Source organism: Olsenella massiliensis (genome assembly GCF_001457795.1).
Taxonomy (GTDB): Bacteria; Actinomycetota; Coriobacteriia; order Coriobacteriales; family Atopobiaceae; genus Olsenella_F; species Olsenella_F massiliensis.
On record NZ_LN898211.1, the window covers coordinates 849,524 to 872,021 of the forward strand.

Annotated in this window: 26 protein-coding genes, 1 tRNA gene and 1 pseudogene; 24 read left to right on the top strand and 4 right to left on the bottom strand. The window is 64.9% G+C overall.

Annotated features, from left to right (window positions below; all coding sequences use genetic code 11):
• Positions 1 to 33 precede the first annotated feature (33 nt).
• The 14 genes from rsgA (at position 34) to BN3001_RS08420 (ending at position 11,867) form a co-directional block, all read left to right on the top strand.
• Positions 34 to 1,212 carry a ribosome small subunit-dependent GTPase A gene (gene rsgA / locus BN3001_RS07835; protein WP_058271186.1) on the top strand — a complete coding sequence of 393 codons (1,179 nt, stop codon included), beginning with the start codon at positions 34 to 36 and terminating at the stop codon, positions 1,210 to 1,212.
• A 232-nt stretch (positions 1,213 to 1,444) separates the two neighbouring features.
• On the top strand, positions 1,445 to 2,254 hold the full coding sequence (locus BN3001_RS07840; protein ID WP_082630063.1) for an SAF domain-containing protein: 810 nt from the start codon (positions 1,445 to 1,447) through the stop codon (positions 2,252 to 2,254).
• A gap of 36 nt (positions 2,255 to 2,290) precedes the next feature.
• On the top strand, positions 2,291 to 3,667 hold the full coding sequence (locus BN3001_RS07845) for a nucleotide-binding protein (RefSeq protein WP_148362981.1): 1,377 nt from the start codon (positions 2,291 to 2,293) through the stop codon (positions 3,665 to 3,667).
• A gap of 3 nt (positions 3,668 to 3,670) precedes the next feature.
• Positions 3,671 to 5,002 (top strand): CpaF family protein, encoded by a 1,332-nt coding sequence (locus BN3001_RS07850; protein ID WP_058271188.1) that lies wholly within the window; start codon positions 3,671 to 3,673, stop codon positions 5,000 to 5,002.
• Positions 4,981 to 5,910, top strand: a complete 930-nt coding sequence (locus tag BN3001_RS07855) for a type II secretion system F family protein (RefSeq protein ID WP_058271189.1) — start codon at positions 4,981 to 4,983, stop codon at positions 5,908 to 5,910. The genes BN3001_RS07850 and BN3001_RS07855 overlap by 22 nt, the downstream gene beginning before the upstream one ends.
• Entirely contained in the window at positions 5,907 to 6,557 is a 651-nt protein-coding gene (locus tag BN3001_RS07860) for a type II secretion system F family protein (RefSeq protein WP_082630064.1), read from the top strand. The genes BN3001_RS07855 and BN3001_RS07860 overlap by 4 nt, the downstream gene beginning before the upstream one ends.
• A gap of 48 nt (positions 6,558 to 6,605) precedes the next feature.
• A complete protein-coding gene (locus BN3001_RS07865; protein WP_058271190.1) occupies positions 6,606 to 6,821 on the top strand; it encodes a hypothetical protein in 216 nt (71 codons plus the stop codon).
• Entirely contained in the window at positions 6,790 to 7,401 is a 612-nt protein-coding gene (locus tag BN3001_RS07870) for a hypothetical protein (RefSeq protein WP_148362982.1), read from the top strand. The genes BN3001_RS07865 and BN3001_RS07870 overlap by 32 nt, the downstream gene beginning before the upstream one ends.
• A complete protein-coding gene (locus tag BN3001_RS07875) occupies positions 7,388 to 7,603 on the top strand; it encodes a hypothetical protein (RefSeq protein WP_082630084.1) in 216 nt (71 codons plus the stop codon). The genes BN3001_RS07870 and BN3001_RS07875 overlap by 14 nt, the downstream gene beginning before the upstream one ends.
• Positions 7,604 to 7,634: 31 nt before the next feature.
• The gene (locus tag BN3001_RS07880) at positions 7,635 to 8,093 is read left to right on the top strand and encodes a TadE/TadG family type IV pilus assembly protein (protein WP_070639740.1); all 459 of its coding nucleotides are present in this window, start codon (positions 7,635 to 7,637) and stop codon (positions 8,091 to 8,093) included.
• A gap of 52 nt (positions 8,094 to 8,145) precedes the next feature.
• Positions 8,146 to 10,137 carry a hypothetical protein gene (locus BN3001_RS07885; protein WP_235815083.1) on the top strand — a complete coding sequence of 664 codons (1,992 nt, stop codon included), beginning with the start codon at positions 8,146 to 8,148 and terminating at the stop codon, positions 10,135 to 10,137.
• Positions 10,138 to 10,195: 58 nt separating this feature from the next.
• On the top strand, positions 10,196 to 10,636 hold the full coding sequence (locus tag BN3001_RS07890; RefSeq protein WP_058271194.1) for a hypothetical protein: 441 nt from the start codon (positions 10,196 to 10,198) through the stop codon (positions 10,634 to 10,636).
• Entirely contained in the window at positions 10,636 to 11,016 is a 381-nt protein-coding gene (locus BN3001_RS07895) for a DUF192 domain-containing protein (protein ID WP_058271195.1), read from the top strand. The genes BN3001_RS07890 and BN3001_RS07895 overlap by 1 nt, the downstream gene beginning before the upstream one ends.
• Before the next feature lie 278 nt (positions 11,017 to 11,294).
• On the top strand, positions 11,295 to 11,867 hold the full coding sequence (locus BN3001_RS08420) for an FHA domain-containing protein (RefSeq protein ID WP_058271196.1): 573 nt from the start codon (positions 11,295 to 11,297) through the stop codon (positions 11,865 to 11,867).
• A gap of 112 nt (positions 11,868 to 11,979) precedes the next feature.
• Here the strand turns inward: BN3001_RS08420 and BN3001_RS07905 are convergent, their stop codons facing one another.
• Complete coding sequence (locus tag BN3001_RS07905) at positions 11,980 to 12,753, bottom strand: DeoR/GlpR family DNA-binding transcription regulator (protein ID WP_268872531.1); 774 nt, start codon at positions 12,751 to 12,753, stop codon at positions 11,980 to 11,982.
• Between the two features lie 329 nt (positions 12,754 to 13,082).
• Between BN3001_RS07905 and BN3001_RS07910 the strand changes: the two genes are divergently transcribed.
• From BN3001_RS07910 to BN3001_RS07945, 9 genes and pseudogenes are all read left to right on the top strand, one after another.
• Positions 13,083 to 13,499 carry a PTS sugar transporter subunit IIA gene (locus BN3001_RS07910; RefSeq protein WP_058271198.1) on the top strand — a complete coding sequence of 139 codons (417 nt, stop codon included), beginning with the start codon at positions 13,083 to 13,085 and terminating at the stop codon, positions 13,497 to 13,499.
• 111 nt (positions 13,500 to 13,610) lie between these two features.
• Positions 13,611 to 14,366 (top strand): PTS mannose/fructose/sorbose/N-acetylgalactosamine transporter subunit IIC, encoded by a 756-nt coding sequence (locus BN3001_RS07915; protein WP_058271199.1) that lies wholly within the window; start codon positions 13,611 to 13,613, stop codon positions 14,364 to 14,366.
• Positions 14,366 to 15,196 (top strand): PTS system mannose/fructose/sorbose family transporter subunit IID, encoded by an 831-nt coding sequence (locus tag BN3001_RS07920; protein WP_058271200.1) that lies wholly within the window; start codon positions 14,366 to 14,368, stop codon positions 15,194 to 15,196. The genes BN3001_RS07915 and BN3001_RS07920 overlap by 1 nt, the downstream gene beginning before the upstream one ends.
• 197 nt (positions 15,197 to 15,393) lie before the next feature.
• Positions 15,394 to 16,080: a ribulose-phosphate 3-epimerase gene (locus tag BN3001_RS07925; RefSeq protein WP_058271201.1), complete on the top strand. Its 687-nt coding sequence runs from the start codon at positions 15,394 to 15,396 to the stop codon at positions 16,078 to 16,080.
• A 51-nt stretch (positions 16,081 to 16,131) separates the two neighbouring features.
• Positions 16,132 to 16,617, top strand: a complete 486-nt coding sequence (locus tag BN3001_RS07930; RefSeq protein ID WP_058271202.1) for a PTS sugar transporter subunit IIB — start codon at positions 16,132 to 16,134, stop codon at positions 16,615 to 16,617.
• Between the two features lie 159 nt (positions 16,618 to 16,776).
• Positions 16,777 to 17,103 (top strand): annotated as a pseudogene (locus BN3001_RS08595) (alcohol dehydrogenase catalytic domain-containing protein); the annotation flags it as partial.
• Between the two features lie 60 nt (positions 17,104 to 17,163).
• On the top strand, positions 17,164 to 17,787 hold the full coding sequence (locus BN3001_RS08600) for a zinc-binding dehydrogenase (protein WP_235815094.1): 624 nt from the start codon (positions 17,164 to 17,166) through the stop codon (positions 17,785 to 17,787).
• Positions 17,787 to 18,347, top strand: coding sequence for a phosphoheptose isomerase family protein (locus BN3001_RS07940; protein ID WP_058271204.1), 561 nt, complete (start codon positions 17,787 to 17,789; stop codon positions 18,345 to 18,347). Before BN3001_RS08600 ends, BN3001_RS07940 begins: the two co-directional genes overlap by 1 nt.
• A gap of 3 nt (positions 18,348 to 18,350) precedes the next feature.
• On the top strand, positions 18,351 to 19,001 hold the full coding sequence (locus BN3001_RS07945) for a hypothetical protein (RefSeq protein ID WP_058271205.1): 651 nt from the start codon (positions 18,351 to 18,353) through the stop codon (positions 18,999 to 19,001).
• Between the two features lie 122 nt (positions 19,002 to 19,123).
• Here the strand turns inward: BN3001_RS07945 and BN3001_RS07950 are convergent.
• A tRNA-Phe gene (locus BN3001_RS07950) sits at positions 19,124 to 19,199 on the bottom strand.
• A gap of 71 nt (positions 19,200 to 19,270) precedes the next feature.
• A complete protein-coding gene (locus tag BN3001_RS07955; RefSeq protein ID WP_058271206.1) occupies positions 19,271 to 21,214 on the bottom strand; it encodes a DUF2207 domain-containing protein in 1,944 nt (647 codons plus the stop codon).
• 150 nt (positions 21,215 to 21,364) lie between these two features.
• Between BN3001_RS07955 and BN3001_RS07960 the strand changes: the two genes are divergently transcribed.
• Entirely contained in the window at positions 21,365 to 21,880 is a 516-nt protein-coding gene (locus tag BN3001_RS07960; protein ID WP_058271207.1) for a ferritin, read from the top strand.
• Positions 21,881 to 21,985: 105 nt separating this feature from the next.
• Here BN3001_RS07960 and BN3001_RS07965 read toward each other — a convergent pair whose 3' ends face one another.
• A complete protein-coding gene (locus tag BN3001_RS07965) occupies positions 21,986 to 22,378 on the bottom strand; it encodes an acylphosphatase (RefSeq protein ID WP_082630067.1) in 393 nt (130 codons plus the stop codon).
• Positions 22,379 to 22,498: the final 120 nt, after the last annotated feature.

The window sequence follows — 22,498 nt, forward strand, 5'->3', positions numbered from 1 at the left end:
AGTCGCGGCATAAGGGCAGGGAGGCAGCCACCTTTGGGCAAGGGAGCCAGGAAGAGGCGGGCACGGAGGGATGACGCTGGCGGGGCCACGGAGGCCCTGCCGACGCTTCAGTCCCTGAGGGACCTTCCGACCTGGGACGAGCTCAGGGCGCACCGTCGTCAGCTTGACGACTTCGCCGCCAAGCGCCTGCTGCTTGAGGGCGAGGGCGTCCCCGCCGACGAGGTCCTGCTCGGCTGCGTCGTGAGGCTCGACCGGTACTTTCCTCTCGTCATGACCGAGCGCGGCGGCCACCGGGCGGAGTTCTCGTTTCGCTTCGGCGTGGTGAGGGAGCCCTCCGCCGCCGTGGGCGACTGGGTGGTCCTGCGCAGGCCCGCCGGCCACGACATGGCCGTGATCGAGTACGTGCTGGGGCGCACCAACGACTTCTGCCGCTGGCGAGGCGGCTCGCGCGGCACGCGCCAGACGCTCGCCGCCAACGTGGACCTCGTCCTGGTGGTGCAGGCGCTCGGGCAGGGACCCCTCTCACTCGACCGGGTAGCCCGCTCGGCGCTCATCGCCGCCGACTGCGACTGCGGCTGCGTCGTGGTGCTCACCAAGGCCGACCGCCTGGACGCCCCTGAGCTCATGCGCCAGGTCGTCGACCTCAGGGCGCTGCTGGGCCCCGGGGCGCCCATCGTGGTGACCTCGACCATGGGGGAGGATGCCGCCGGCTCCGCCTGGGCACACGCGACGTGCGACCCCGCGCTTTCCTGGGGCTTCGGGAGCGTCCGCGCGCTTGTGCCGGCCGGGTGCGTGGCCATCGTCCTGGGCGAGTCAGGCGCCGGAAAGTCAACGCTGCTCAACGCCCTGTTGGGCCACGAGGCGCTCGAGACGGGCGCCGTGCGCGCCTCGGACGACGCCGGTCGGCACACGACGGTCGCCCGGCGCATGGTGAGCCTGCCTGGCGCCGGCATCGTGATTGACGCGCCCGGCCTCAGGAGCCTGCCGCTCGTGGGTCACGAGCGTGGCCTGAGGCTCCTGTTTCCCGAGCTTGACGCTCTCGCGGGCCACTGCCGCTTCAGGGACTGCACCCACACGCACGAGCCCGGCTGCGCCGTGAGGGGAGCTCTCGGGGACGGCCGTTGCGCGCCGGCGCGCCTTGACGCCTATGTTTCCCTTTCCGCCGAGATGAGACGGTCCTCCACGACGCTTGACCCTGACGTCCCGGTGTGACGCTCGGCGCCTCGTGGGCGCCTTGGTTCCCGTGAACGTTCTTGGCACCGCCTGTGCCCGCATTTCTCCAGCTCATACGCGGCATGCCGCTAGCTGGCCGCCACACTGGCGCCATGGCGCGGCCGTCGTCTGACGCTCAACGGGTCTATGCCCTCGGACAATGGTGACATGCGAGGGCGCCTTTCGTGAGGGCGTCCGCCCGAGCGTCCCTCGCGGCTCTTGGGGGTGGGCGATGTCTCTGAGGTTCCGACTGATCTTTGCCTCGGCCTGCGCGCTGCTCGCCCTGCTGCTGGGCCTGTCCTTCGCCGACCGGGTGAGGGCCGACGCCGAGCAGCAGCGCAATGACGCCATAGCCCGTTACGGAGGCGAGGTGGTGAGCGTGGTGGTGACGTCCGGCCATCTTGAGGCGGGCGACGTCATAGAGCCGCAGGACGTCCAGCTGCGCGACTGGATTGCGGAGCTCGTGCCCGAGGGCGCCGTCACGAGCCTTGACGACGTGGTGGGTCGGCAGCTGTGTCATGCGACGGCCAAGAACGAGGTGCTGACGTCCGAGTGCTTCGACGAGGGAGACGGGATGGCAGAGGTGCCTGCCGGCTTCGTGGGCGTCACGCTGCCCGTCACGGACAAGCTGGGCATCTTCCGGAGCGTCACGCCAGGCACCAAGCTCATCGCCTATGAGGTCAACAAGGACTCCTCCCGCCAGATAGGTGACGACATCGTGGTGATCTCGTCTCCTGCGGCGGCAGGCGCGGCGTCAGGCGCGCAGGTGGCCGTCGCCATCAGGGCGGCCGACGTGGACAAGGTGCTTTCCGCCAACGCCGCGGGCAAGCTCAGCTTCGTGGCCCCCGCCTCTGACGTGAGGTCCCAGGACGTCGGGTCGGCTACCGGCGACGGCGACCAGTCCGGATCCGCGTCCGGCCAGGGCGGCGAGACGGGCGCACGCGACGGGGCGCCCGAAGAGGTCAAGGACGGCGAGAGGCCGGCCACGGCGGTCGGAGCGGATGGCGCTGGCGATTCGGGGGCAAGGACGTCAGCGGCGTAGTGCTGGGGGCCGCAGGGGCCTAGGAGGGCGATGGTCATGGCGCACGAAGAACATGAGATATGGCTCGGCTACGCGGACCGCTCGGCGCGCAAGGAGCTGGCGCGGGCTCTGAGTCTGATTGACCCGAGAGCGACGTTGAGCTGCGCCTCAAGCGCCCAGGAGCTGCGGAGATGGTTTTACGACGAGGAGCCCGGCGCGACGCCGGCGATCGTGGGGCTGAGCGAGCGCGGCGTCTCGGACATGAACCTCGCCGCCGCGCTCGTCGCGGACGGCAGGGCCTCCCGCGTCGCCCTCGTGGTGCGCAAGGCGTCGGGCTCGCTGCGCTCCCGCGCCGGGCGCGCCGGCATCTCCTGGGTGGTTGACCTCGATGACAAGCCTGCGGCGAGTCCCGCGCGCCCTCGTGACGGCAGCGACAAGATGAGCGCGCGGCGAAAGGAGCGGTCGCGGGCGGATGAAGCTTCGGGGGAGCGCCCCGACGCCGACGGGGATGTTGCCGACGGGGACGCCGCCGACGAGGCGTTTGCGGGACGTGACGCGGGACCTGCCGGCGAGGGGCCAAGACGCCCTGCGGGCGATGCGCGGCCGGCCGAGGATGCGGCGCCCGTCCTCTGCTTCGTGTCGGGACGCGGGGGCGTGGGAAAGTCGACGCTCGTGGCCTGCTGCGCCGAGCGCGCGGCGTCCTGGGGCATGGAGGTGGCCGTCGTGGACCTCGACCTCTCCTGCGGAAACCTCTTTGCCTACTTCGGCGCCCCTCAGGGCGCGGACCTCGCGCAGCTCGCCGAGGGGCGTCTGAGCGCCGAGCGCATGGGGCGCGTGGGCGTGCGCATAGGCGAGCGCGTCATGCTCTGGGGGCCTTGTCGCCACCCTGAGGAGGCGGAGACCTTCGCACCCCATGTACAGACGCTCATCGCCTATCTGAGAGGTCGTGCCGACCTGGTGCTCGTCGACTCGTCAACGACCTTTACCGAGGCGGTGGCGCGCGCCATCCAGGTTGCGGACCGCCTGATGCTGGTGGGCAGCCAGGAGCCCGGCGCCCTGGCGTCGCTCGCCCGATCCGCCGCGCTCGCAGCACGTCTGGGGGTGGCGCGCACGCGCATGGTGCGCGTGGAGAACGCCGCAGACCTGAGGACGAGCCCCCGGCCGCTTTTGGGACGCGTGGAGATGGGCCTGGAGGGAGCCCGCCTCTTCAGGGTGGCCGATGGCGGAGATGACGTGTATGACCTGCTGTGCGCCGGCGAGGCGGCCGCCCTGGCAAACGATTCCTGCGCATTCTCGGACTCGGTGGGCAGCATGCTCGCGCAGCTCCTTGCGGACCTGGGACGCCTGCCCGATGCGAACGAGGCGCAACGAAGCCTGGAGGCGCGGCCGGGCAGGCGACGCTTTGCCCTCTTTGGACGCAGGAAGGGGGCATAGGAGATGTCGCTGTTGAGCATGGTGCGCGAGCAGCAGACGCGCGGCGACGCCACGGCGAGGGAACAGGCCCTTCCTGCGACGTCGGCTGACGCCGGCCTGAGGCTCAAGCGCGAGCTTGTGGGGCGCCTGGGGCTTGACGCGGTGGCGCGGCTCGCCTCAAAGGCGGACGTCCAGAGGGCCCGCGAGGAGCTTGCCGTCACCTGCCAGGCAATTCTCAACGCGCCAAGCTTTGCCGACGTGCCCGTGGACGACCGCGAGGGCCTGGTGCGCTCGACGCTCGACGACATCTGCGGCCTGGGACCCATCCAGGGGCTGCTGGACGACGAGGAGGTCACGGAGGTCGTGGTCAACGGCACGAAGGGACTCTTCTTCGAGCGGGGCGGGCAGCTCTGCCAGGGCGAGGCGCGCTTCTCGTCCGACGATCAAATCCTGCTGGTCATCGACCGCATCCTCGCGCCTTTGGGAAGGCGCCTCGACCAGGCGAGCCCCATCGTCAACGCTCGCCTCGCAAACGGCGACCGCGTCAACGCCGTCGCCCCTCCCATCGCGGTCGACGGCCCGTCGATGACCATACGCAAGTTCTCCAACCGCATCTCGTCGTTGGGGCGCCTCGTGGAGCTTGGCTCGCTGCCCGAGTGGTATGCCGGGCTCCTGTCGCTTGCCGTGCGAGCGCGTCAGGACATCGCCGTCGCGGGCGGGACGGGGTCGGGCAAGACCACGCTTCTCAACGCCCTGTCCTGCGAGATCGACGTGCAGGAGCGCATCGTCACGATAGAGGACTCGGCCGAGCTGCGCTTCTTTCAGCATCCCGACGTGGTGAGGCTGGAGGCCCGTGACGCGTCCATCGAGGGCACGGGCGAGGTCACCATCCGTCAGCTCGTGAAGAACGCGCTGCGCATGCGGCCCGACCGCATCGTCGTGGGGGAGTGCCGGGCGGAGGAGACCATCGACATGCTCCAGGCTATGAACACCGGCCATGACGGCTCCCTGACGACTCTGCATGCCGGGACGCCGCGCGAGGCGGTCCTGCGGTTGGTGCTCATGGCCCGCTTCGGCATGGACCTTCCCACCGACGTCATAGAGGCGCAGATCGCGACGGCCCTCGACCTTTTGGTCATGAGTCATCGCATGGCGGACGGCAGGCGCTACATCGGCTCCCTGTGCGAGGTGGGGGCCAAGGATGCGGGCGGCGTCAGCCTGCGGGAGTGCGTCAGCTTTGACGAGGAGGAACGCAGCTGGGCGCTGGTGCAGGAGCCGCGCTTTGTCATGGCGGCCCTGAGGGCGCACATGACGAGCCAGGAGGAGGTGCGAGCATGGAGGTCGCATATGCGTTGAGTCTTGCCGCCGTCGCCTGGCTATGCGGATTCGTGCTGCTGGGCGGCTTCAGCGCGCGCGAGGTCAGCGGCGAGCGGCGTCGAGCGCATGCGGAACGGGCTTTGGGCCGCCTGCTGTGGGCTGTCGCGGGGCTGCCGGTGCCCGCCCTGCTGCTGAGTCGTCCCGCGTGGCGACACCTCTCTGACTGGGTCTGCGCCCGCGCCGCGGGCGCCGGCCTTAGGCTGGAGCGTCAGCAGGGCTGCGCGCTCGTGCTCTGTCTCTGGACCCTGTGCGTCCTGTCGTGCCACAGCCTGCCGGTCGCGCTCGTGGCGTCGGCCTGCCTGCTCGCAGGGGTTCCCGCCTGGCACGCCTCGATGACGAGAAGGGAGCGCCGCGACGTGGCCAGAGCCATGCCCGGCGTGTTTCGCACGCTGGCGATGGCCCTGGGGTCAGGAGAGACGCTCTCCCAGGCCATCGGTTATGTGGGGACGCACGTGGAGGGGCCGGCGGGCGAGGCCTTTGCCCGGGCGAGCTTGCGCCTGAGCTGCGGGAGCTCCGTCGAGGCGGCGGTCGGGGCCCTGAAGGACGACCTCGACGCGCCGGGCATGGGGCTTCTTGCCTCGGCCCTGGTGATATCGCAGCGCACGGGCAGCCCCCTCAAGGGACTCTTTGAGTACGCCGCCCGCCTCGTCGAGCGACAGGGCGAGTTCGAGCGGATGCTCGCCGTGAAAACGGCCCAGGTGCGCCTGTCTGCCCGGGTGGTGTCGGTGCTCCCGGTGCTGCTGGTGGGAGGTCTCGCCGTCCTTTCGACGGACTTCCGTGCCGGCTTGATGACCCCCGCGGGGGCCTTCAGCCTCCTGCTTGCCTGCGCGATGGACGTCACGGCCCTCCTGGTCATCAGGCGTCAGATGGGAGGCATCCTCTCATGAGCGCAGATGAGCTGGCGACGCTCGGCGCACTCGCAGCCCTCTCGTGGGTCGGCGCGTTCGTGCTGACGCAAGGCGGGGGTATTCCTCATCGGGCGGAACGGGGGTCCCTCGTCGTCCTGTGCGACGTCGTCCGGTCGCGGCTGCTGAGGCTGACGCCGCTTGAGGACCTGCGCCGGGGTCGGCTGAGGCGTCAGAGAAGGTCAGAGCTGATGCGCGAGCTGCCCCAGCTGCTGGATGTCGTCACCCTCGGACTGCTCTCGGGGCTTTCGTTTGACGCCTCGCTGGAGCTGTACTGCGACAGGTTCGACGGTGAGACGTCGGCGCTGTTTCACGAGGCCCTCGTCGGCTGGCGGATGGGCGTCGGCAGTCGAGAGGAGGCGCTCATGGCCATGGCGGACGAGCTGGGCGTCACGGCCCTCAGGCGCTTTGCCGAGGTTGTCTCCCAGGCCCTGCACTTTGGGGCGCCGCTCGCCAGCGCCCTCGAGCGTCAGTCGCAGGCGATACGGGACGAGCAGCGCGGCGAGGTGGAGGAAGAGATCGAGCGCGTGCCCGTGCGCATGCTGATTCCCCTGGGGACCTTGGTGGTTCCGGCAATGCTCCTGTCAATTCTGGGTCCGCTGCTGGGAGGTGCGATGCTGGCGGGCTGACGGGGCTGTTGCCATGATAGTCGGTCGTTTACGACAAGGGAGGAAAAAATGAGAGAGCTTACGACGATTACGCGGGCAGACGTCCTGATGAGGCGGCTTGCGAGCGGACTGAGATGCCACTGGGGCAGCGAGGGTCAGGGAACCACCGAGTACGCGATTTTGGTGGGCGTCCTGGTGGTCATTGCCGTCCTGGCGATCATCGCCTTCAGGGGCAAGGTCCAGGAGCTGTGGGATGCCATTGCGAGCAGCATCGGGTCCCTGTGAGAAGGGGCGCCGGCGCCTGGCGCGGGTGTCGGGCGGGACGGTCTCGTTCCGCCTGGGGGTTGTGCTGGCCGTGATCACGGTCGCGGTCGCAGGTTGCGTGCTGTTGCTCCGCGTAGGCGGCCTCGCCGGCGCCGGGGGCAACTACGCGCGCACGGGGGATACCGCCCCGGCGGCGTCAGGGCCCGGAGAAGCAGTCGCTCGCGACTCTGAAGGTGGCGCGTCACGGGGTCAGGGAGCTCAGGAGGACCGCGTATCGCCGGAGGGCACGGACGGTCCGGGCGTCAGCGTCTGCGCCTCCCCGGCCGAGGAGGGGTCGTGGCAGTGGTGCAGCGAGCGCCCCCTTGACGAGGAGGCTCGTACGCTTCTTGCCACGTACCAGGGACGAGGCGACTGCGTCCTTGCCCAGGCGGGACGTCTGGACCTTGTGGGGAGGGAATGGGGCTGCGTGGTGCAGGGGGAGGGCTGGGTTGACGTCTGCCGCGTCAGCGACATGCCCACCGGCGGCAGCCGGGTCAGCGTCGTCAGGATGGGGGCGAGGGCATGGAAGGGGGAGCTGGATGCGCCGGATGCGGGAACATGAGAAAGACGGACAGTCAAGCGGGCAGTCAACGCTGGAATTTGCCCTGGTCACGTTCGCTTTGGTGGCCGTCCTCGTCGCCCTGGGCGCTCTTTGGCGCTGGGTGGCGGCAAACGGCCTGGTGGAGCGGGCCATCGCGGCGGCGTCTCACGTGTGGTGCGAGGGAGGCGTCCTGGGCGACCTTGGTGACGTCCTCATGTACTAGGGTTGCCCCTTGTGCCCGCACGCCAGGCCCCTTGGGGTCCGACGGGCAGGCAAGCGTCGAGGCGGCCCTGCTGCTGCCCGTGCTGATGCTCGTCCTCGCCCTGCTCGTCGAGCCTGCCTGCCTGGGGTACACCTGGGCCACCATGCGCTCCTGCGCCGCCGAGACGGCGCGCGTGGCCCTGACCGACCTCGACGGCGACCTCTCAGACTGCGAGGCGTTCGCCCGCCGGAGGCTCAAGGCCGTCCCTGACCTGCCGATCTTCCATGTCGGAGGCGCGGATGACTGGGTGGTGCAGGTGGGGCGCGACGGCGGGTCCGTCAGCGTGCTGGTGAGGGGCCACGTGCGCCCGCTTCCTCTCATGGGCGTTTTGGCCTCGTCGTTCATGAGCTCGGACGCGCAGGGGATTCTCCTGGAGGCACGCCTGACAGAGCGTCTGAGAGCGGACTGGATTGGAGGCGGTTATGAAAGCTGGCAGCAGATGTGGGGCTGAGGAGGCCAGGCGGACGGACAGGCGCCCTCTCGCCCTTGGCATAGGCAGTTTCGTGAGGGACGACGGAGGCTACACGACCGTGGCGGTTGCCGTCTCGCTGCTCGTGAGCCTGGCGCTCGTGTTCTCCATCGCCTCGCTCACCTGGACGAATGCCAAGTCGGGGGATGTTCAGGCCGTGGCTGACGCGGCGGCAATGTCGGGCGCCAACGTGGTGTCCGCCTACGCGACCATCGCCCAGGTGCTCGACGCCTGCGTCCTCAGCATGGGACTCCTCGGCACGACGGTGCTCGGCGCCGGGCTGGTCCTGTCGGCCATACCCGTCGTCCAGGCGCAGGCGCCCCAGGTCATCGACGCGGGAAGACAGATCCTGGACGCCCGACGAGGTTTCGCGCGCTCGGCCGCCAAGGGCCTCAGTCGGCTGGAGGGCGCGATTCCGGCGCTCGTCGCGGCAAACGCCGCGTCCTGCGTCTCGGCGAACGCCACCGGACGCGATCGGTACCTGGGGACCGCGTTGGCCCTGCCCCGAGAATCCCACAGCGACTTCTCGACGCTTGACGACGAGCTGGACGGCAAGGAGCTCGAGAGGACCGCGGAGGAGCTCAGGGAGGCGACGCGTCGCAAGGAGGAGGCGGACCGGCGTGCCGACGAGGCCAAAGAGCGCGCCTGGAGGGCAGACTGCGTGGACGACCCTCTGTGCCTGCGCAGCAGGGCCGAGAGCCTTGCGGGTCTCTCGGGAGCGCAGAACCCAGACTACGCGTCGCCGGAAGCGTGGAGGTTCGAGTACGCCCGCGTCCGCGCGCAGAACTACTACCTGCGTCGCTGGCAGACGGAGCCAGGCGCGGGCTCCAATGCCGAGGAGCTTCAGCGCTCCTGCGCCCGTCGGGAGTTCTACCGCTTTGCCTGGGGCGAGGTATTGGAGGCGAGCTGCGTGGAGGAGGACGACGAGGTCTCTCTCACGCTTCCCGACCTGCCTCACACGACGCAGATGGTCATGGGCACGACGCTCTACACCGACCGCGTCTGGCCCTGCACCGTCGAGGGGGGCACACGGGTGCTCCACTGCTCGCTGTCGTGCCCCGGCGCGACGGGACCCTCTGCGGGAAGGTCGCCCCTCGCCGACGTCGATGCGGGCATCGCGCGACGCTGCGGGGCCTGCGGCATGGACGCCCGCGCGATGGGCAACGTGGCGGACGCCTCGACCAACATCAACAACGGCTTCGAGCACTACTGGCGCATCGTCGTGGAGGCGTCACGCCAGTATGAGCAGGCGCGCAAGGACGCCCTGGAGGCCGAGCGCCAGATGCGAAAGAAGGCCGAGGAGGGCGGCTCCGCCTTCGACAGGGCCATGGAGCTCCTTGCCGCGCCGCGCCCCAAGCTCAGTCCCCCGGGGTCATACGGGGTCGTCGCCGTCGTGGGCAGGGAGGCCCAGGAGCTTCCGGGCGGGCCGACGAGCGCGGTCCTTGCCGGTACGACGCTCCCGGGAGGCGTGGCGATCTCTGCGGCGACGCTCGCCCCGGACGAGGACACGGACGGCCATACCGTTCTGTCCAGCGTCTTTGATGGCATCAAGCGCGAGGGGCAGCCCCTTCTGATGACCCTGGTGGGTGACATGACGCGTCTGTGGGGCAAGCTGCTCGTGGGATACGGCTCCGCCTACGAGAGCGTCTCGACGGCCATGGAGGACGTCCTCGGGCGCCTTGACGGGGTGGGGCTTGGGCGCGTGTCCACCTGGCTGCGCGACAGGCTGTCGAGCATCGTCGAGGACATCGGCTTCGAGCCTGCCGACATGCGTCTCAGGAAGCCCGTGCTCGTCAATAGCCAGCAGGTGCTTGACAAGGCGGGCCTCGGCAAGCTCAGGACGGCGCGGGAGTTCTTCCAGAAGCTGCCGACGGACCAGGAGGGCCAAGTGCGCGCCTGCGTTGAGCTGGTGAGGCGCGAGCTTGGGGACGTCGAGTTCACGGTCGCGGAGATCCCCATCCCCGGCACGTCGCTCACCGTGCCTCTCAAGCTGCGCCTTGACAGCCTGCTGGGGGCTGTGTCATGAGCGCGCCAGCGGGCGGCGGACCGCGCGTCCGCGAGTGGCGGCGTCAAGGGCGGGACAGATGACGGTCGAGCTTGCCGCGCTGATTCCCGTCGCCCTGGCGGTGGCGCTCGTCGGCTACAACGTCGCCCAGTTCTGCGCGCTGTGCGCGAGCTTTGACCGCGTCGCGTACGACATGGTCGTGACCCAGGGGGTCGCACCCTCGGGCGACCAGAATGCCCCGACGGCATTGGCCCAGGTCAAGGAGGGCATCGAGCAGGTTATGGGCAACGCTCGCGTCGAGGTGGACGTCTCCGCGGACTCCCTGTCCTCGACGCCGCCAAGGGGAAGGGGGCTCGGCGTTCCCGTCTCGCCCTTCCTCACGGCGTTCACCTGCACCCTGAGGTACCGTCCCTGGCCGCAGATCTCTGACGTCGCAGGAGTCGGCCTGGGACTTCCCGTCACGGTCACGCATCAGCGAACGCTCGTGGTGGACCGTTTCAGGGCGGGGGTGGTGGTCTGATGAGCCTGGTGCGGGTGCGCCTGAAACGCTCGGGACGCTCCTTGGGGAGCTTCAAGCTGCTGCTGGGTTGGACAGAGCGGCTGCGCGGCCTGCTGGGAACCACAAGGGACGCGCGGCAGGTGATCTTGTGCCCCTGCTCGTCCATTCACAGCTTTGGCATGCGCTACCCCTTGGACGTCGCTCTGGTGGGAAAGGCGGGAACCGTCCTGCGTTCCGAGCGGCGTCTGGCTCCGGGGAGGGTCGTGGGCTGTCGGCAGGCCTGCCTTGTGATGGAGCGGCCCGCCCGTGGCGGCCCGTGGCCCGACGTGGGCGAGGTGCTGGCGTTTGAGGATAACGGCAAGACATGGGCGCCCGCAGGGGCGGAAAGGAGGGTGCGCTGATGGGGGTCACATGGACGTATGGGAGCGCGCGCCATGAGGGGCGGCAGGAAAAGGAAGCCGTCGCGCATCTCGCAGCCGGCGTGCGGGACGCGGGCGCGTCACGCACGGCACCGTCGGGAGGGGCCCGCGCGCGGCGACGGGGGCGACGGGAGGATTTCGAGCGAAACGCGACCTCGCAAGGCGCCCCCGGACAGGATGAAAAAAGGTCGTCGCAGGCCCCGGGGTGTCGGCGTGCGGGATGCGGCCCCGCACCCTCGCAGGAAGAGGCATCCGAGCCGGTGACAAGTGAGCCGCAGACAAAGGTCTGCCCGCGCTGCGGCGCGGAGCTCTTTGGAGACATGGGAATCTGCTACGAGTGCCTCTACGACTTCACGAGGCCCCGCAGCGCGCCCCCGACCCTGCCGGAGGCGGCCGAGCCTGGTGTGGTCGCGGCGGGCGCGGACGAGGCCGAGGAGGCCTGGGACCAGGAGACGGACGCCGACGCGTTCAACGAGCCATCCGACGCCACCATGAGGCTGGAGCCGGGAACGTACGGCGATTGCACGCTTGACGTGCTGAGCCTCAGGATACGCTCGTCTGACGTGGATGTGACCCTGCCTCTGGGGGAGGACCCTCTCATCGTGGGTCGCTCGCCCGACTGCGACGTCGTGCTCCACTCGCCGGCCGTGTCTCGCAGGCACGTGTGCCTTGAGCCGGTGGGTGACGGGGCGCTCGTGAGGGACCTTGGCGCGACGAACCCGGCCATGCTCAAGGGGAGGTCCGTGCGTGACGGGCAGCGCCTTGTTGTGGGGGACACCTTTGACGTGTGCGGCACGCTCTTCACGCTCGTGGGACCTACGGATTCTGCGTAAGATGGCATGCATGGCTGTGGCGGCGTCTGATCACGTGTCGGGCGCCGCATCTTGTGCGGATGGGGCAGCTGCGGCTGGTGTGCAGCCGGAGGAAACTTCGTCCATGACCGAGCTACGTACAGACCTCGATGACATGCGTCCGACCGCCGGCAGCGCGCACGGAAGTTGCTACGATTCCGTGCGGGTCTGAGTCCATGATGATCAGGTCGATCTCGCCTGGCATGGCAAAGGGAACAAAAAACCTGCTCGCGCCTACCTTTGTGGCGTCCATGAGAATGACGGTGCGATTGCCATGCCTCATAAACTCCTTCTTTGCCTCTGCGGTCACCTTGCGCTCCGCGAGAAAGCCCAAGCGCCTCTCGAATCCATCTGCGCCAAGGAATACCTTGTCGACATGGACATTAGCCAGAGAGGCTGCCAGCAGCGGACCATAATAGTGGTACCCACAACCAAGGATGCCTCCCGTGCAGATTGGCGTGACGTTTGGCATCCTTTGTGTCACGTAGTTGATGATGCCTGGCTCGTCGGTGATAATCGACAGGTTGGTTTTTGGGTTCAGAGCGTTCACAAACGCCAGCGTGGTGCTCCCAGACCCCACGAGGATTGTCTCGCCGTCGGTCACGAGACCTGCCGCGGCGTGTCCGATGGCATCCTTTGCCCGCGTATTTCTTCGCATGCGCTTGGGGAGGCTTGGCACCACAAGTTCCTTGACGGAAACGGCGCCACCATGGATACGCTTCAGCTTGCCTCCATACTCAAGCTCCGAGAGATCCGTTCGTATTGTGACGGTGGAAACTCCAAATGTCTGGCTGAGCGTTGCCACGTGCACAATTCCTTGCGAGGAGAGCAATGAAAGTATCTGGCGGCGCCGGTCATCCGATGTCATCCTCTGATTCGTGCTGCCCACGGTACCCCCTGTTGAAGACGACGGTTAAAGGAAAAGCGCGATACGCTCACACGAATGTTCATGAAAAGGAATACTGATGAGCGTGGCGACTTCGTTGCCTAGGATAACTCCATATTCAGGCAGGTCGGGTTAACCTTCGCTTTAAAGTATATATTACAAGACGAAAGACTTTCAATTACTTTCGTTTTGCAACCGTTAGTCGAAAAGAAAGTACCGCTCGGAGCAGTTTAATAAGCTCTTGAGGGGCCTAACTACCTCCCAACCTACTATTGCAAGTACCAATTCGGCAGACGGGAGGAGACTTTACAATGGTCAACATTCTTCTTGTGACCCATGGAGAGTTTGCGCAGGGCATCACATCCGCGCTTACGCTCATCATGGGCGAGGCTTCGGGGTATGCGACCGTCTCTTTGAACCCCGGAGAGTCTCCAGATGCCTTTATGGAAAAGCTGTCGGAACAGGTCAAGTCGCTTTATGACGACTCGCAGGGAGATGGCGTGCTCGTCCTTGTGGATCTGCTTGGCGGCACCCCATGCAACTGCATCGCCCGCATTATGAATGAGTTAGGAACCGACAAGATTCGCTGTGTGACCGGCTTCAGTCTTCCCATGCTCATCGAGTCAGTGAGCAGCAGAGATACGCAGAATCTCATGGAACTCGAAGAGGCAGCGCTCTCTTCTGGGGTCCAGGGAATGGTCAGCCTCATGGAAAAGGTTTTCGGCTAAGCAGGTACGTACAACCTAGTGTTGAGGGGAGGTCCGAGGTTATCGAGGGCTGGTCGAAGGCTGCACTTTCGCTTTGAACCTGCTGGGATGTGAAAGTAGAAGGTGAGAGTAGTGATCATACAAGCAGTTCTTGTTGCACTCATCACAACCTGCTGCACGTGGTGGTTTAGCCATGTCATCACGAGGACTTGGCTGTACCCCCTGTGGTCAGGATTTCTCGTAGGACTGGTGCTGGGCAGGCCCGTCGAGGGCATGATGATTGCTGCGGCAATCAACCTGCCTTACGTTGGTTTCATCACCGCCGGTGGCTCCATGCCTGGCAACCCGCAGTTTGCAGGCCCCGTGGGTACGGCGCTTGCGCTTGTCTCCGGGCTCGATGTGAACTCCGCTACGACAGTCGGTGTCATTCTTGGTAGCGTGACCATCATGGTGTGGACCGCCTATATGTCCATCAACACCCTTTGGGTCCACATGGCCGAGAGCTACCTGGAAAAGGGCAACATTCGTGCCATGAGGATGTGCAACTACGTTCCGTCGTTCTTCGTATCGCTTGTACTTAATGGCATACCTGCCATGCTCGTGGTGCTCTACGGTGCGCCGTTTGGCGAGTGGTTCCAGGCCTTTCCGCAGTGGATCGTTGACGGTTTCGGCATCGTTGGCGGCCTCATGCCCGCCCTCGGTATTGCCATGCTGCTTCAGTACCTGAACAAGCCCAAGCTGATGCCGTTCTTCTTCCTCGGCTTTGCGCTTGCAGAGTTCATGGGCCTCACCACGATGATGGTCACGTTCATTGCTGTCCTCATCGCAATCCTGCTCTACAACTATCAGTCAGATGGCACTAAGAAACTGTCTGGGGGCGAGGCATAATGGCGCTCTCTAAGAAGACGCTTGTCAAGAACTGGCTGTTCACCTACTCGTCCGAGACCTGCTACAACTACGAGCGACTTCAGGGTCTTGGCAACACGAACGCATTCGTTCCCGTCATCCGCGAGTTGTACCCCGAGGACAAGCAGGCGGAAGAGCTTAAGAAGTACCTCGTGTTCTACAACACCGAGCCGTCTTGGATGGGCACGATCATCAATGGCATCACCTGCGCCATGGAGGAGAAGAGGTCTGAGGGCGAGGACATCTCCGCTGACGACATCATGCTCATGCGCTCTTCGCTCATGGGCCCCATGGCAGGCATCGGCGACACGGTGTCACAGTCGATCGCGTACCCTATCCTTGCGGGCATCTGCATTCAGCTTGCGCTTGCGGGCAACTTCGCCGGCCCGATCATCTTTGACGTCGGCTACAAGATTCTCCAGCTCACGTGTGGCTACAACATGTACATGCTGGGTTACAAGAAGGGCCGCGACGCCATCGTAGACCTGCTTCAGAGCGGCATCATAAACAAGGTGCTCGATGCGGTCTCCATCATCGGTCTCATGGTCGTTGGCTGCATGACCGTTGGAAATGTGACGCTCGACCTCTCATGGCTCGAGTTCGACTGGACCAACGAGCTGGGCACCATCTCGCTCAACCTGCAGACCGGCGTCTTCGACGCGCTGCTCCCGGGCCTCCTCCCGCTCCTCGTGGTTCTCGGAACGTGGGCGCTTCTCTCGAAGAGGCAGGTAAAGCCCCTTACGATGGTGCTCGTCATCTTCGCGGCTGGCTTTGCTCTTGTCGGCATCAAGGCTCTCATGGGTCTCTACTAGGCCCCAATTGCGAGGACGCGCGCAGAAGCGTCCTCGTGCGTCGAGTACGCAGGGGTGCCCTCCTGTCCACACAGCGATGTCCCAATCGGGACAGGAGGGCACGCTAGTAAGGTCCCCGTCGCGTTTGCGCCGCGACGAGGGCTCGGTACGAGTATGAGCCTTTTGCCTGAGGGGCGAGGCTCTCCAGGGGGCAAAACATGGGAAAAAAGAAGGATTTGGATATCTACCCCTCAATCATGTGCTGCAAGCCGTGGGATTTTGAGGCCTACGTTCACGCCTTCGAGAAAACTGGTGTGGCAGGGATACACTTTGACGTGATGGACGGTCACTACGTGCCCAACATCATGCTTGGGGCAGAGGACTTCAAAGCGATTCGGGCGCTTACGAGCCTCCCCATCGACGTCCACATCATGGCCACTGAGCCTGAGCGTTTTGTCTCGTACTTCGATGTTCGAAGGGGAGACTCCTTGAGCTTCCACCCTGAGGTGTCCCTTCAGCCGTATCGCCTGCTCGAGAGCCTTCGCGCCGCGGGCGTCTCGGCTGGTTTGGCACTGAGCCCCGGTGTTCCGGTGTGCTATTTGGAGGAGTGCCTCGACGTCCTGGACTTTGTGATGGTCATGGCCGTGAATCCAGGATTTGCTGGCCAGAAGATGGTCCCCGATCACCTAGCCAAGCTGCGCAGGATCAAAACGATAGTCTCACGGGCGGACCATCCCATTGGCATCGTGGTTGACGGCAACACCATACCGTCGAATGCAAGGCTCATGCATCAGGCTGGGGCTACGGGCTTCGTCGTGGGCACGTCTTCGATCATTCAGGGCGGACCTGATGCGTTTGCCGAGAAGTACCGAGACTACCAGGCGCAGATTGCGCGCGTGGAGTAGCGCCTTCCCACAGCACCCTTGGGGCATTCAAAATCAAAGGAGAACAGAGCCATGAGCGTAAAGAATTTGGTATTTACCCGTATTGACGACCGTTTGATTCATGGACAGGTCATGACGGCCTGGATTCACCAGTTTCCGGAGTGCGCCCACATCATGGTCGTAGACGACCAGGTGAGCAAAGATCCGTTCATGACCAAGATGTTCCAGCTGCTTCTTCCCGAGGGAACAAGCATCGAGACGCTCTCGGTGGAAGATGCCGCCCCAAAGCTCAAAGAGGGCTTGCCTAAGCAGACCATATTGCTGGTAAAGTTCCCACTCACCATACAACGACTGGTAGATGCTGGTGTGGACATTGACTTCGTGAACATTGGCGGCATGGGCATGTCGGCGGGAAGGCAGAGGTTCTACAAGAATATCTCTGCGTCTCCCGCAGAGCGCGAGATCCTCAAGGAGCTTGTGTCAAAGGGAATCAAAGTTGAGATTAGGATCGTGCCCGCGAACAACGCCGTAAGCGTCGAGGGGCTTCTGAGGAAGTAAATCGATCTTGGTGCGACTGTCAATAGGTAAGGATGTCATTGTATATAGATTGGGCTGACGCACACCATGGACTTTTCACGATACCTCTCTCCCTCCGCATATCACGAAGGGAAGATGAAGGCCTGTAGACTTCATCGCATAGGTGAGTTCACTGCAGATATGGTTCCGATTCCTAGGCCGGTTGGAGAGCAGCTGCTGCTTAGGGTTGAGGGGTGCGGGGTCTGTGGCTCCGACATCCCAAGAATCTTCGAGCTTGGAACCAGCAGACAGCGTTATCCGCTCATCATCGGGCATGAGTTTGGCGGCACGATAGTCGAAGTTGGCGAGGGCGCCGATCAGTCGCTCGTGGGGAAGCGCGGGGCAGTTTTTCCCTGCATCCCATGCGGGACGTGCGACTCTTGCCTATCGGCCAACTATGCCATGTGCGAGGACTATGACTATCTTGGGTCAAGAAGCGATGGTGGGTTTGCGGAGTATTGCCTGGTGCCATCTGCGTGGCATTTCGTCGAATCGAAAAACCCCAGTCTTCCCGGAGAGGCCCTTGGCATGACGGAACCATGTACCGTCGCGCAGCATGCCATCAGGGAGGGCGGGGTTACCGCAGGCATGACCGTCCTCGTCATGGGCGCAGGTCCCATCGGCATCATGTCGGCTCGTTGGGCCCAGCTCTTTGGGGCGTCCGTCGTCCTATCCGAGATCGTTGAGGAGAAGTGCGAGTTTGCCCGAGCGCATGGATGCGATGTCGTCAACTCAAGTCAAATCGACCTTATCGAGCGGGTGCACGAACTTACGAACGGCAAAGGTGTTGACGTCGTGATCGAGGGCACCGGCGCGGGCGCTGCCTTGGGACAAGCCATCGAGTGCGTGAGGACGTTTGGCACCATTGTGATGATGGGCAATCCCGCAAACGACACGACCATAAAGCTCATGCAGCACAGCCAAGTCCTTCGCAAGGAGCTGAAGCTGCAGGGCACCTGGAACTCCCACTACGCCGACGCCCCCATCAATGAGTGGCGCTACACCGTACGTATGCTCGATGAAGGAAAGATGAAGGTCACTGACCTCATCACGCACAGAAGCTCACTCGATGACCTGCCTGCCCTCTGCGAGGGCATCAACGACCGCTCCATTCTCATCTGCAAGGCCATGTATGTGCCGGAGGAAAAGTGATGGCTGGAAGGGCTTCGACTGCGCTCGTGCTTCAAGAGCTTGGAGAGACCCTTCCGACGATTGACGACGGGCAGATTGACTGCCTTGTTGACGAGCTTCTGGTACCGGGACGTCGCGTTCTTGTGACGGCCGTCGGGCGCATGCTCATCTCGCTCAAAGCGTGGGTCAAGAGGCTCAAGCATCTGGGCGTTGATATCAACTACGTCGGCGCTGAGACGGAGATGCCCGTGCGCAAGCACGATTTGGTGCTCATTGGCTCAAGCTCCGGCGAGAGCCGTCTTCCGGCGGAGATTGCGCGTATCGCAAAGGAGCGGGGCGCAGACGTCTTCTATGTTGGATGCACGCCAGGAAGCGCCATTGATGCCCTTGCGTCGGAAAGGCTCTTGCTACGCGGACGCACGAAGTTTGCAGCTTCTGGCGAGTATGCCTCCAAGCAGCCGATGTCCACCCTTGTCGAACAGGAGCTCTTCCTTCTTGGGGACATCGTCGCGCTCGAGATCATGAGGCGCAGGGGATGGACCGAAAAGGACGTCAAAGACCGACATGCGAACCTGGAGTAGGCTATGAACTTCTCGGACTTCGTTGAAAAGCTCAAGGAGCTTGTTCCTCTGCCTCGCCCTGAGGTCAACCTGAGCTTTGATGAGTACGTTGACGTGCTCTACGACGTCGTCGAGCAGTGCGTCCAGGACGTCTGCCAAAGTGATGACGTGCGGGCGTTGCATGGCGTGAGGCATGATGTTGCCGCTGGCGGGCGCGTGTTGAAAGCTGCCGTGTCACGTGTGGCGATTCTCTCGGCTATTCGCTGTTGGAATTCGGATGGCCGCTTTAAGGACTGCACGAGCAAGGCCGTGGAGGATGGAGTCATCTCTCGTGCCAGAGACGGCCTGGGACTCTCCGAGAAGGAATCGGAGGAGTTTCTCAAAAAGTACTATGAGGCGGCCGAGAGACTCGACGGGAGCGATGGTCCAGACGAAGGGGTGGGGCGGGTCGGTCCGTCAGACGACCAGCGCATCACGAAGCAAATGATCATTTTGCTCCGCACGGCGTTTGCATCTGAATACGAGGGACCCGATGACGTGCTAAACGCCGCGGTCGTGGCCTCCTCGGTGCTGGTTCTTACCATGGAACGTATGGCCGCCCATCTTGGGCAGTCGTCAATGGTGGATGGCAATACGGCACTCATGAAGCACCCAAGGTTCTACGTGGCGCAGTAGAGCTAGGTGCGGCGTCCGGTCAGGTGCTGGACGCCGCCTGTCGGTATGCTGCCGCTTCGATGTCGTCGCGGCTCCGAACAAAAGCAGGCCAGAGGTCGTTAACCTCTGGCCTGCGTGCGTGCTGGTGGCGGGGAAGGGAGTCGAACCCCTGACACGGGGATTTTCAGTCCCCTGCTCTACCAACTGAGCTACCCAGCCAAGATGCTGTCAAACACAGCTCGTTTACTATAGCAAAGATGCGATCCCTGTCAACGGTGACGAACGAAATTTTAGAAGGCCCCGCCACCGCCACCACCGCCAAATCCCCCGCCGCCCCCGCCGGAGAAGCCTCCGCCCCCGCCCCCGCCGGAGCTCATGCTGGAGGCCGCCAGCGCCGCCGTGCTCACGTGGTGCGCCTGGCCGACGGCGCTCGAGAAGGCCTGCTGCGGCATGCCGCCCGGGCCGCCCCCGTAGTACCATCCGTAGACCGGCGCTACGACGGGATCCTCCAGGATCTGGGGCATCGTCGCCCTGAGCTGGTCGATGACCTCGTCCGCGACGCCGAGCACCACTGCCATGACCAGCAGGTGGTTCCAGAGGACCACGTCGGTGGGCACGGCCTCCTTGAGCCTCGTGAAGTCCTTGAGCCAGCGGCGCAGCGCCTCGAGCTTCGCCGTGATCTCGATGGCCTCGGGCGAGAGCGTGCGCATCTTGCCGCCCAGCACCCCCAGGACGACCCCCGTCAGAAGGAGTGCCGCCGCGATGCCGCCGCCAGGCGCGGGCGCGACGACGCCGGCGATGACGAGGAACACGGTGACGACGGCAAGCAGGACGTCAAGCACGCAGAGCGCGTAGAGGCGGCCCTTGCCGGTCTTGGCCTTGCTCGTGAAGAACCCTCGCGACGCGCACGCGCCGCCAACGACGTCCTCCCAGGTCTCGTAGGCGCCAGAGTACTTCTCTGCCTCGTCCTTCGCCACGCGCTCGACGTCCTTGAAGTAGAGCGCGTCTTCCGAGTCCGCCCATCGGGCGACCTTTTCGAACAGGAAGCGGAGCGTCGCGTAGTCAATCTTCAGCTTATGGTTGGGCTGGGAGCTGAGGTCCTTGTCCGTCCTGGTGAGGCGGCAGTCCTCCTCCGTCCTCTCCCTTCCCAAAAAGCCCGTCTTCCTGGTCCTGATGAGGTCGAGCTTCACCGCGCCGATGTCCGTGAGGCGCATGAGCGCCGCCGTAAGGTCCTCCCCGCGAGGCTTTCCGCCGTTGAGCAGGGCGCCTAGGACGGCAGGATGGTCGTCGCTGGGGACGTCGCGAAAGTACGTGTCATCAAACTGGGCCTTGTGGCTGCGCTGGTAGGACCCCCAGGCCGCGAGGCCCGCGACGATCGACCCAACCGCCGCGACCAGGTCAAGGCCGATCGCCCCCCAGCTTATGACGCGCGCCTGATGTCGACGCGCGTTGGCGTCATCCGCCCAGGCCTGCTCCTGGGTGAGAATGGACTGCAGCTTGTCCTGCTCGATGAGGGGCGCGGAAGCGAGCCACTCCGCCGGGAAGGTGATGCGCGCCTCGGCGTACTCCGAGCCGCCCACGCCGGGCACCGCATAGGTGACGTCGTTGCCGGTAAAGCCCACCGTCGCGTCAAGGGGCCCGTGGCCCCAGGCGCGCACGTTGTCCCCCGGCGTGACCGTCGTTCCCGCCGGCACGGGAAGGCTCACGGTGCAGCTGACGTTGGAGCTTTCGACGTCCCAGCCGTCCGAGACGAACTTCCAGTACAGCTCTGCGGTGTCCTGGTAGCGCGCCGCCAGGTTGCTGTCCGTGTAGTTTATGGCAAACGTCACCCGCTCGTCCGTGTGAGGCGAGTACAGCTTGACCCGTATGGTGTCGCCCTCGTCCGTGACCGAGTAGGTGTTGGGCTCTCCCGAGTCGGACTGCTCAAAGGGGACGAACGTCGTGCCCTCCATGATTCCCACGGCGCCGATGGAGGTGTGGACGTCCCTCCCGTCGTAGCTGCCCGTGGGAATGCTCCAATACACGCCGTTGAAAGAGCCGTCAAAGGCAAACTCGCGCGTCTCGCTCACTGAGACCGACCCGTCAGCGGCCACCGTGGCGCTGATGCGGACCTCGTCGATGGAATAGTCCTTTGCCAGGACTCGCAACGGGGCCGCCAGCACACAAAGGGCGAGAAGTGCGCATGCCATGACGATGCGGACATACCTGCGCGACATTCGCGGACGAGGCGTCATGAGATTCTCCCTTTGGGTAGAAGAACACTGTCCATAGCCAAATATACCAAAGCCGCCGGCGAAAGCCGAACGGGTCCGTAGCGGATGGTCGTGACGGATGGTATGTTCACGAGGGGCCGACGCTGCGTCGGCCGGAAAGGAAGGGACAGCATGGCGCTTGACGATAAGGTCGCCGCCCTACTTAACGAGCAGATCAACAAGGAGCTCTTCTCCGCGTACCTGTATCTCACGTTCGCGGACTACTACGACGAGCGCGGGCTCAAGGGGTTTGCCAACTGGTACACGATTCAGGTCGAGGAGGAGCTGGCCCACGCCAAGGGCCTCCGTCGTTACCTGCTTGACAATGACGTGCATCCCGTCATGGAGGCCATCGCCAGGCCCGACATGAGCTTTGACGACGACATGGGCCCCCTCAAGGCCGCCCTCGAGCACGAGCAGTTCATCACCAAGAGCATCTACGAGTGCTACCTTGCCGCCCAGAAGGTCAACGACCTGCGCACCATGAAGCTTCTTGACTGGTACATCGCCGAGCAGGGCGAGGAGGAGACCAACTCCAAGGACATGATCACCAACATGGAGCTCTTCGGCTCTGACCCCAAGGGCCTCTACGATCTGGACCGCGAGTACCTCTCCCGCACGTTCAACCCGCCCACCATCGCCATGTAGCCGCGCCGGGGCGTCGCCCCTCGCCGGCCCGCCCTCTTGCGTGCCGCTCGCCCGTGGGGCGGGCGGCACGTCGCGTCTTTGCCATATGCCCGGACGGCGAACGAGCTAGAAACTTACCGCGAACCCCCGCTCGTCGCGCACCGGCTCGATATCCTCCTTGAGGGCGATGCGGTAGTCGAGGGGACGGCGCGCATACACGCCGGCGAAGCCTCCGAACCAGGCGCTGATCTGGTCGTTGGTGCCCTGAAGCTCCATGGAGACGCTCCCGTCGCACTCGTTGCGCACCCAGCCGCTGCAGCCCACCCGCTCCGCCACGATGCGCGCGGTCCAGCGAAAGCCCACGCCCTGCACCTCGCCCGTGAAGCTGAGCCTGATCCGGCGCAGGCCCGGCCCCTCGCCGTCACCCTGCGCGGCCGCGGACGCGCGGTAGGCGTCCTTGGTGGACGCGCGGGACGCGCGAGAGTCTCGCAAGATCGAGGCAAGGTCAAGGCAGGTCATGTGAATCCCCTCCTCATACGTCGTCGGCATGCGCCGAGGGGCCGCTAATGCGTACAATACCATCAAGCGGCCCGTCTGCCCCGGCACTGGGGTGAGCTGCCCCAATCTGGACGAAGGCGC

Bases quoted from the DNA above. Each gene is read 5' to 3' on its own strand.
- BN3001_RS07865 (WP_058271190.1), top strand. From the start codon at position 6,606: ATGAGAGAGCTTACGACGATTACGCGGGCAGACGTCCTGATGAGGCGG.
- BN3001_RS08600 (WP_235815094.1), top strand. From the start codon at position 17,164: ATGACGGAACCATGTACCGTCGCGCAGCATGCCATCAGGGAGGGCGGG.
- BN3001_RS07920 (WP_058271200.1), top strand. From the start codon at position 14,366: ATGGCGCTCTCTAAGAAGACGCTTGTCAAGAACTGGCTGTTCACCTAC.
- BN3001_RS07840 (WP_082630063.1), top strand. From the start codon at position 1,445: ATGTCTCTGAGGTTCCGACTGATCTTTGCCTCGGCCTGCGCGCTGCTC.
- BN3001_RS07910 (WP_058271198.1), top strand. From the start codon at position 13,083: ATGGTCAACATTCTTCTTGTGACCCATGGAGAGTTTGCGCAGGGCATC.
- BN3001_RS07850 (WP_058271188.1), top strand. From the start codon at position 3,671: ATGTCGCTGTTGAGCATGGTGCGCGAGCAGCAGACGCGCGGCGACGCC.
- BN3001_RS07960 (WP_058271207.1), top strand. From the start codon at position 21,365: ATGGCGCTTGACGATAAGGTCGCCGCCCTACTTAACGAGCAGATCAAC.
- BN3001_RS07930 (WP_058271202.1), top strand. From the start codon at position 16,132: ATGAGCGTAAAGAATTTGGTATTTACCCGTATTGACGACCGTTTGATT.
- BN3001_RS07965 (WP_082630067.1), bottom strand. From the start codon at position 22,378: ATGACCTGCCTTGACCTTGCCTCGATCTTGCGAGACTCTCGCGCGTCC.
- BN3001_RS07845 (WP_148362981.1), top strand. From the start codon at position 2,291: ATGGCGCACGAAGAACATGAGATATGGCTCGGCTACGCGGACCGCTCG.
- BN3001_RS07890 (WP_058271194.1), top strand. From the start codon at position 10,196: ATGACGGTCGAGCTTGCCGCGCTGATTCCCGTCGCCCTGGCGGTGGCG.
- BN3001_RS07870 (WP_148362982.1), top strand. From the start codon at position 6,790: ATGCCATTGCGAGCAGCATCGGGTCCCTGTGAGAAGGGGCGCCGGCGC.
- BN3001_RS07940 (WP_058271204.1), top strand. From the start codon at position 17,787: ATGGCTGGAAGGGCTTCGACTGCGCTCGTGCTTCAAGAGCTTGGAGAG.
- BN3001_RS07955 (WP_058271206.1), bottom strand. From the start codon at position 21,214: ATGACGCCTCGTCCGCGAATGTCGCGCAGGTATGTCCGCATCGTCATG.
- BN3001_RS07855 (WP_058271189.1), top strand. From the start codon at position 4,981: ATGGAGGTCGCATATGCGTTGAGTCTTGCCGCCGTCGCCTGGCTATGC.
- BN3001_RS07925 (WP_058271201.1), top strand. From the start codon at position 15,394: ATGGGAAAAAAGAAGGATTTGGATATCTACCCCTCAATCATGTGCTGC.
- BN3001_RS07905 (WP_268872531.1), bottom strand. From the start codon at position 12,753: ATGACATCGGATGACCGGCGCCGCCAGATACTTTCATTGCTCTCCTCG.
- BN3001_RS07860 (WP_082630064.1), top strand. From the start codon at position 5,907: ATGAGCGCAGATGAGCTGGCGACGCTCGGCGCACTCGCAGCCCTCTCG.
- BN3001_RS07945 (WP_058271205.1), top strand. From the start codon at position 18,351: ATGAACTTCTCGGACTTCGTTGAAAAGCTCAAGGAGCTTGTTCCTCTG.
- BN3001_RS07875 (WP_082630084.1), top strand. From the start codon at position 7,388: ATGCGGGAACATGAGAAAGACGGACAGTCAAGCGGGCAGTCAACGCTG.
- BN3001_RS07895 (WP_058271195.1), top strand. From the start codon at position 10,636: ATGAGCCTGGTGCGGGTGCGCCTGAAACGCTCGGGACGCTCCTTGGGG.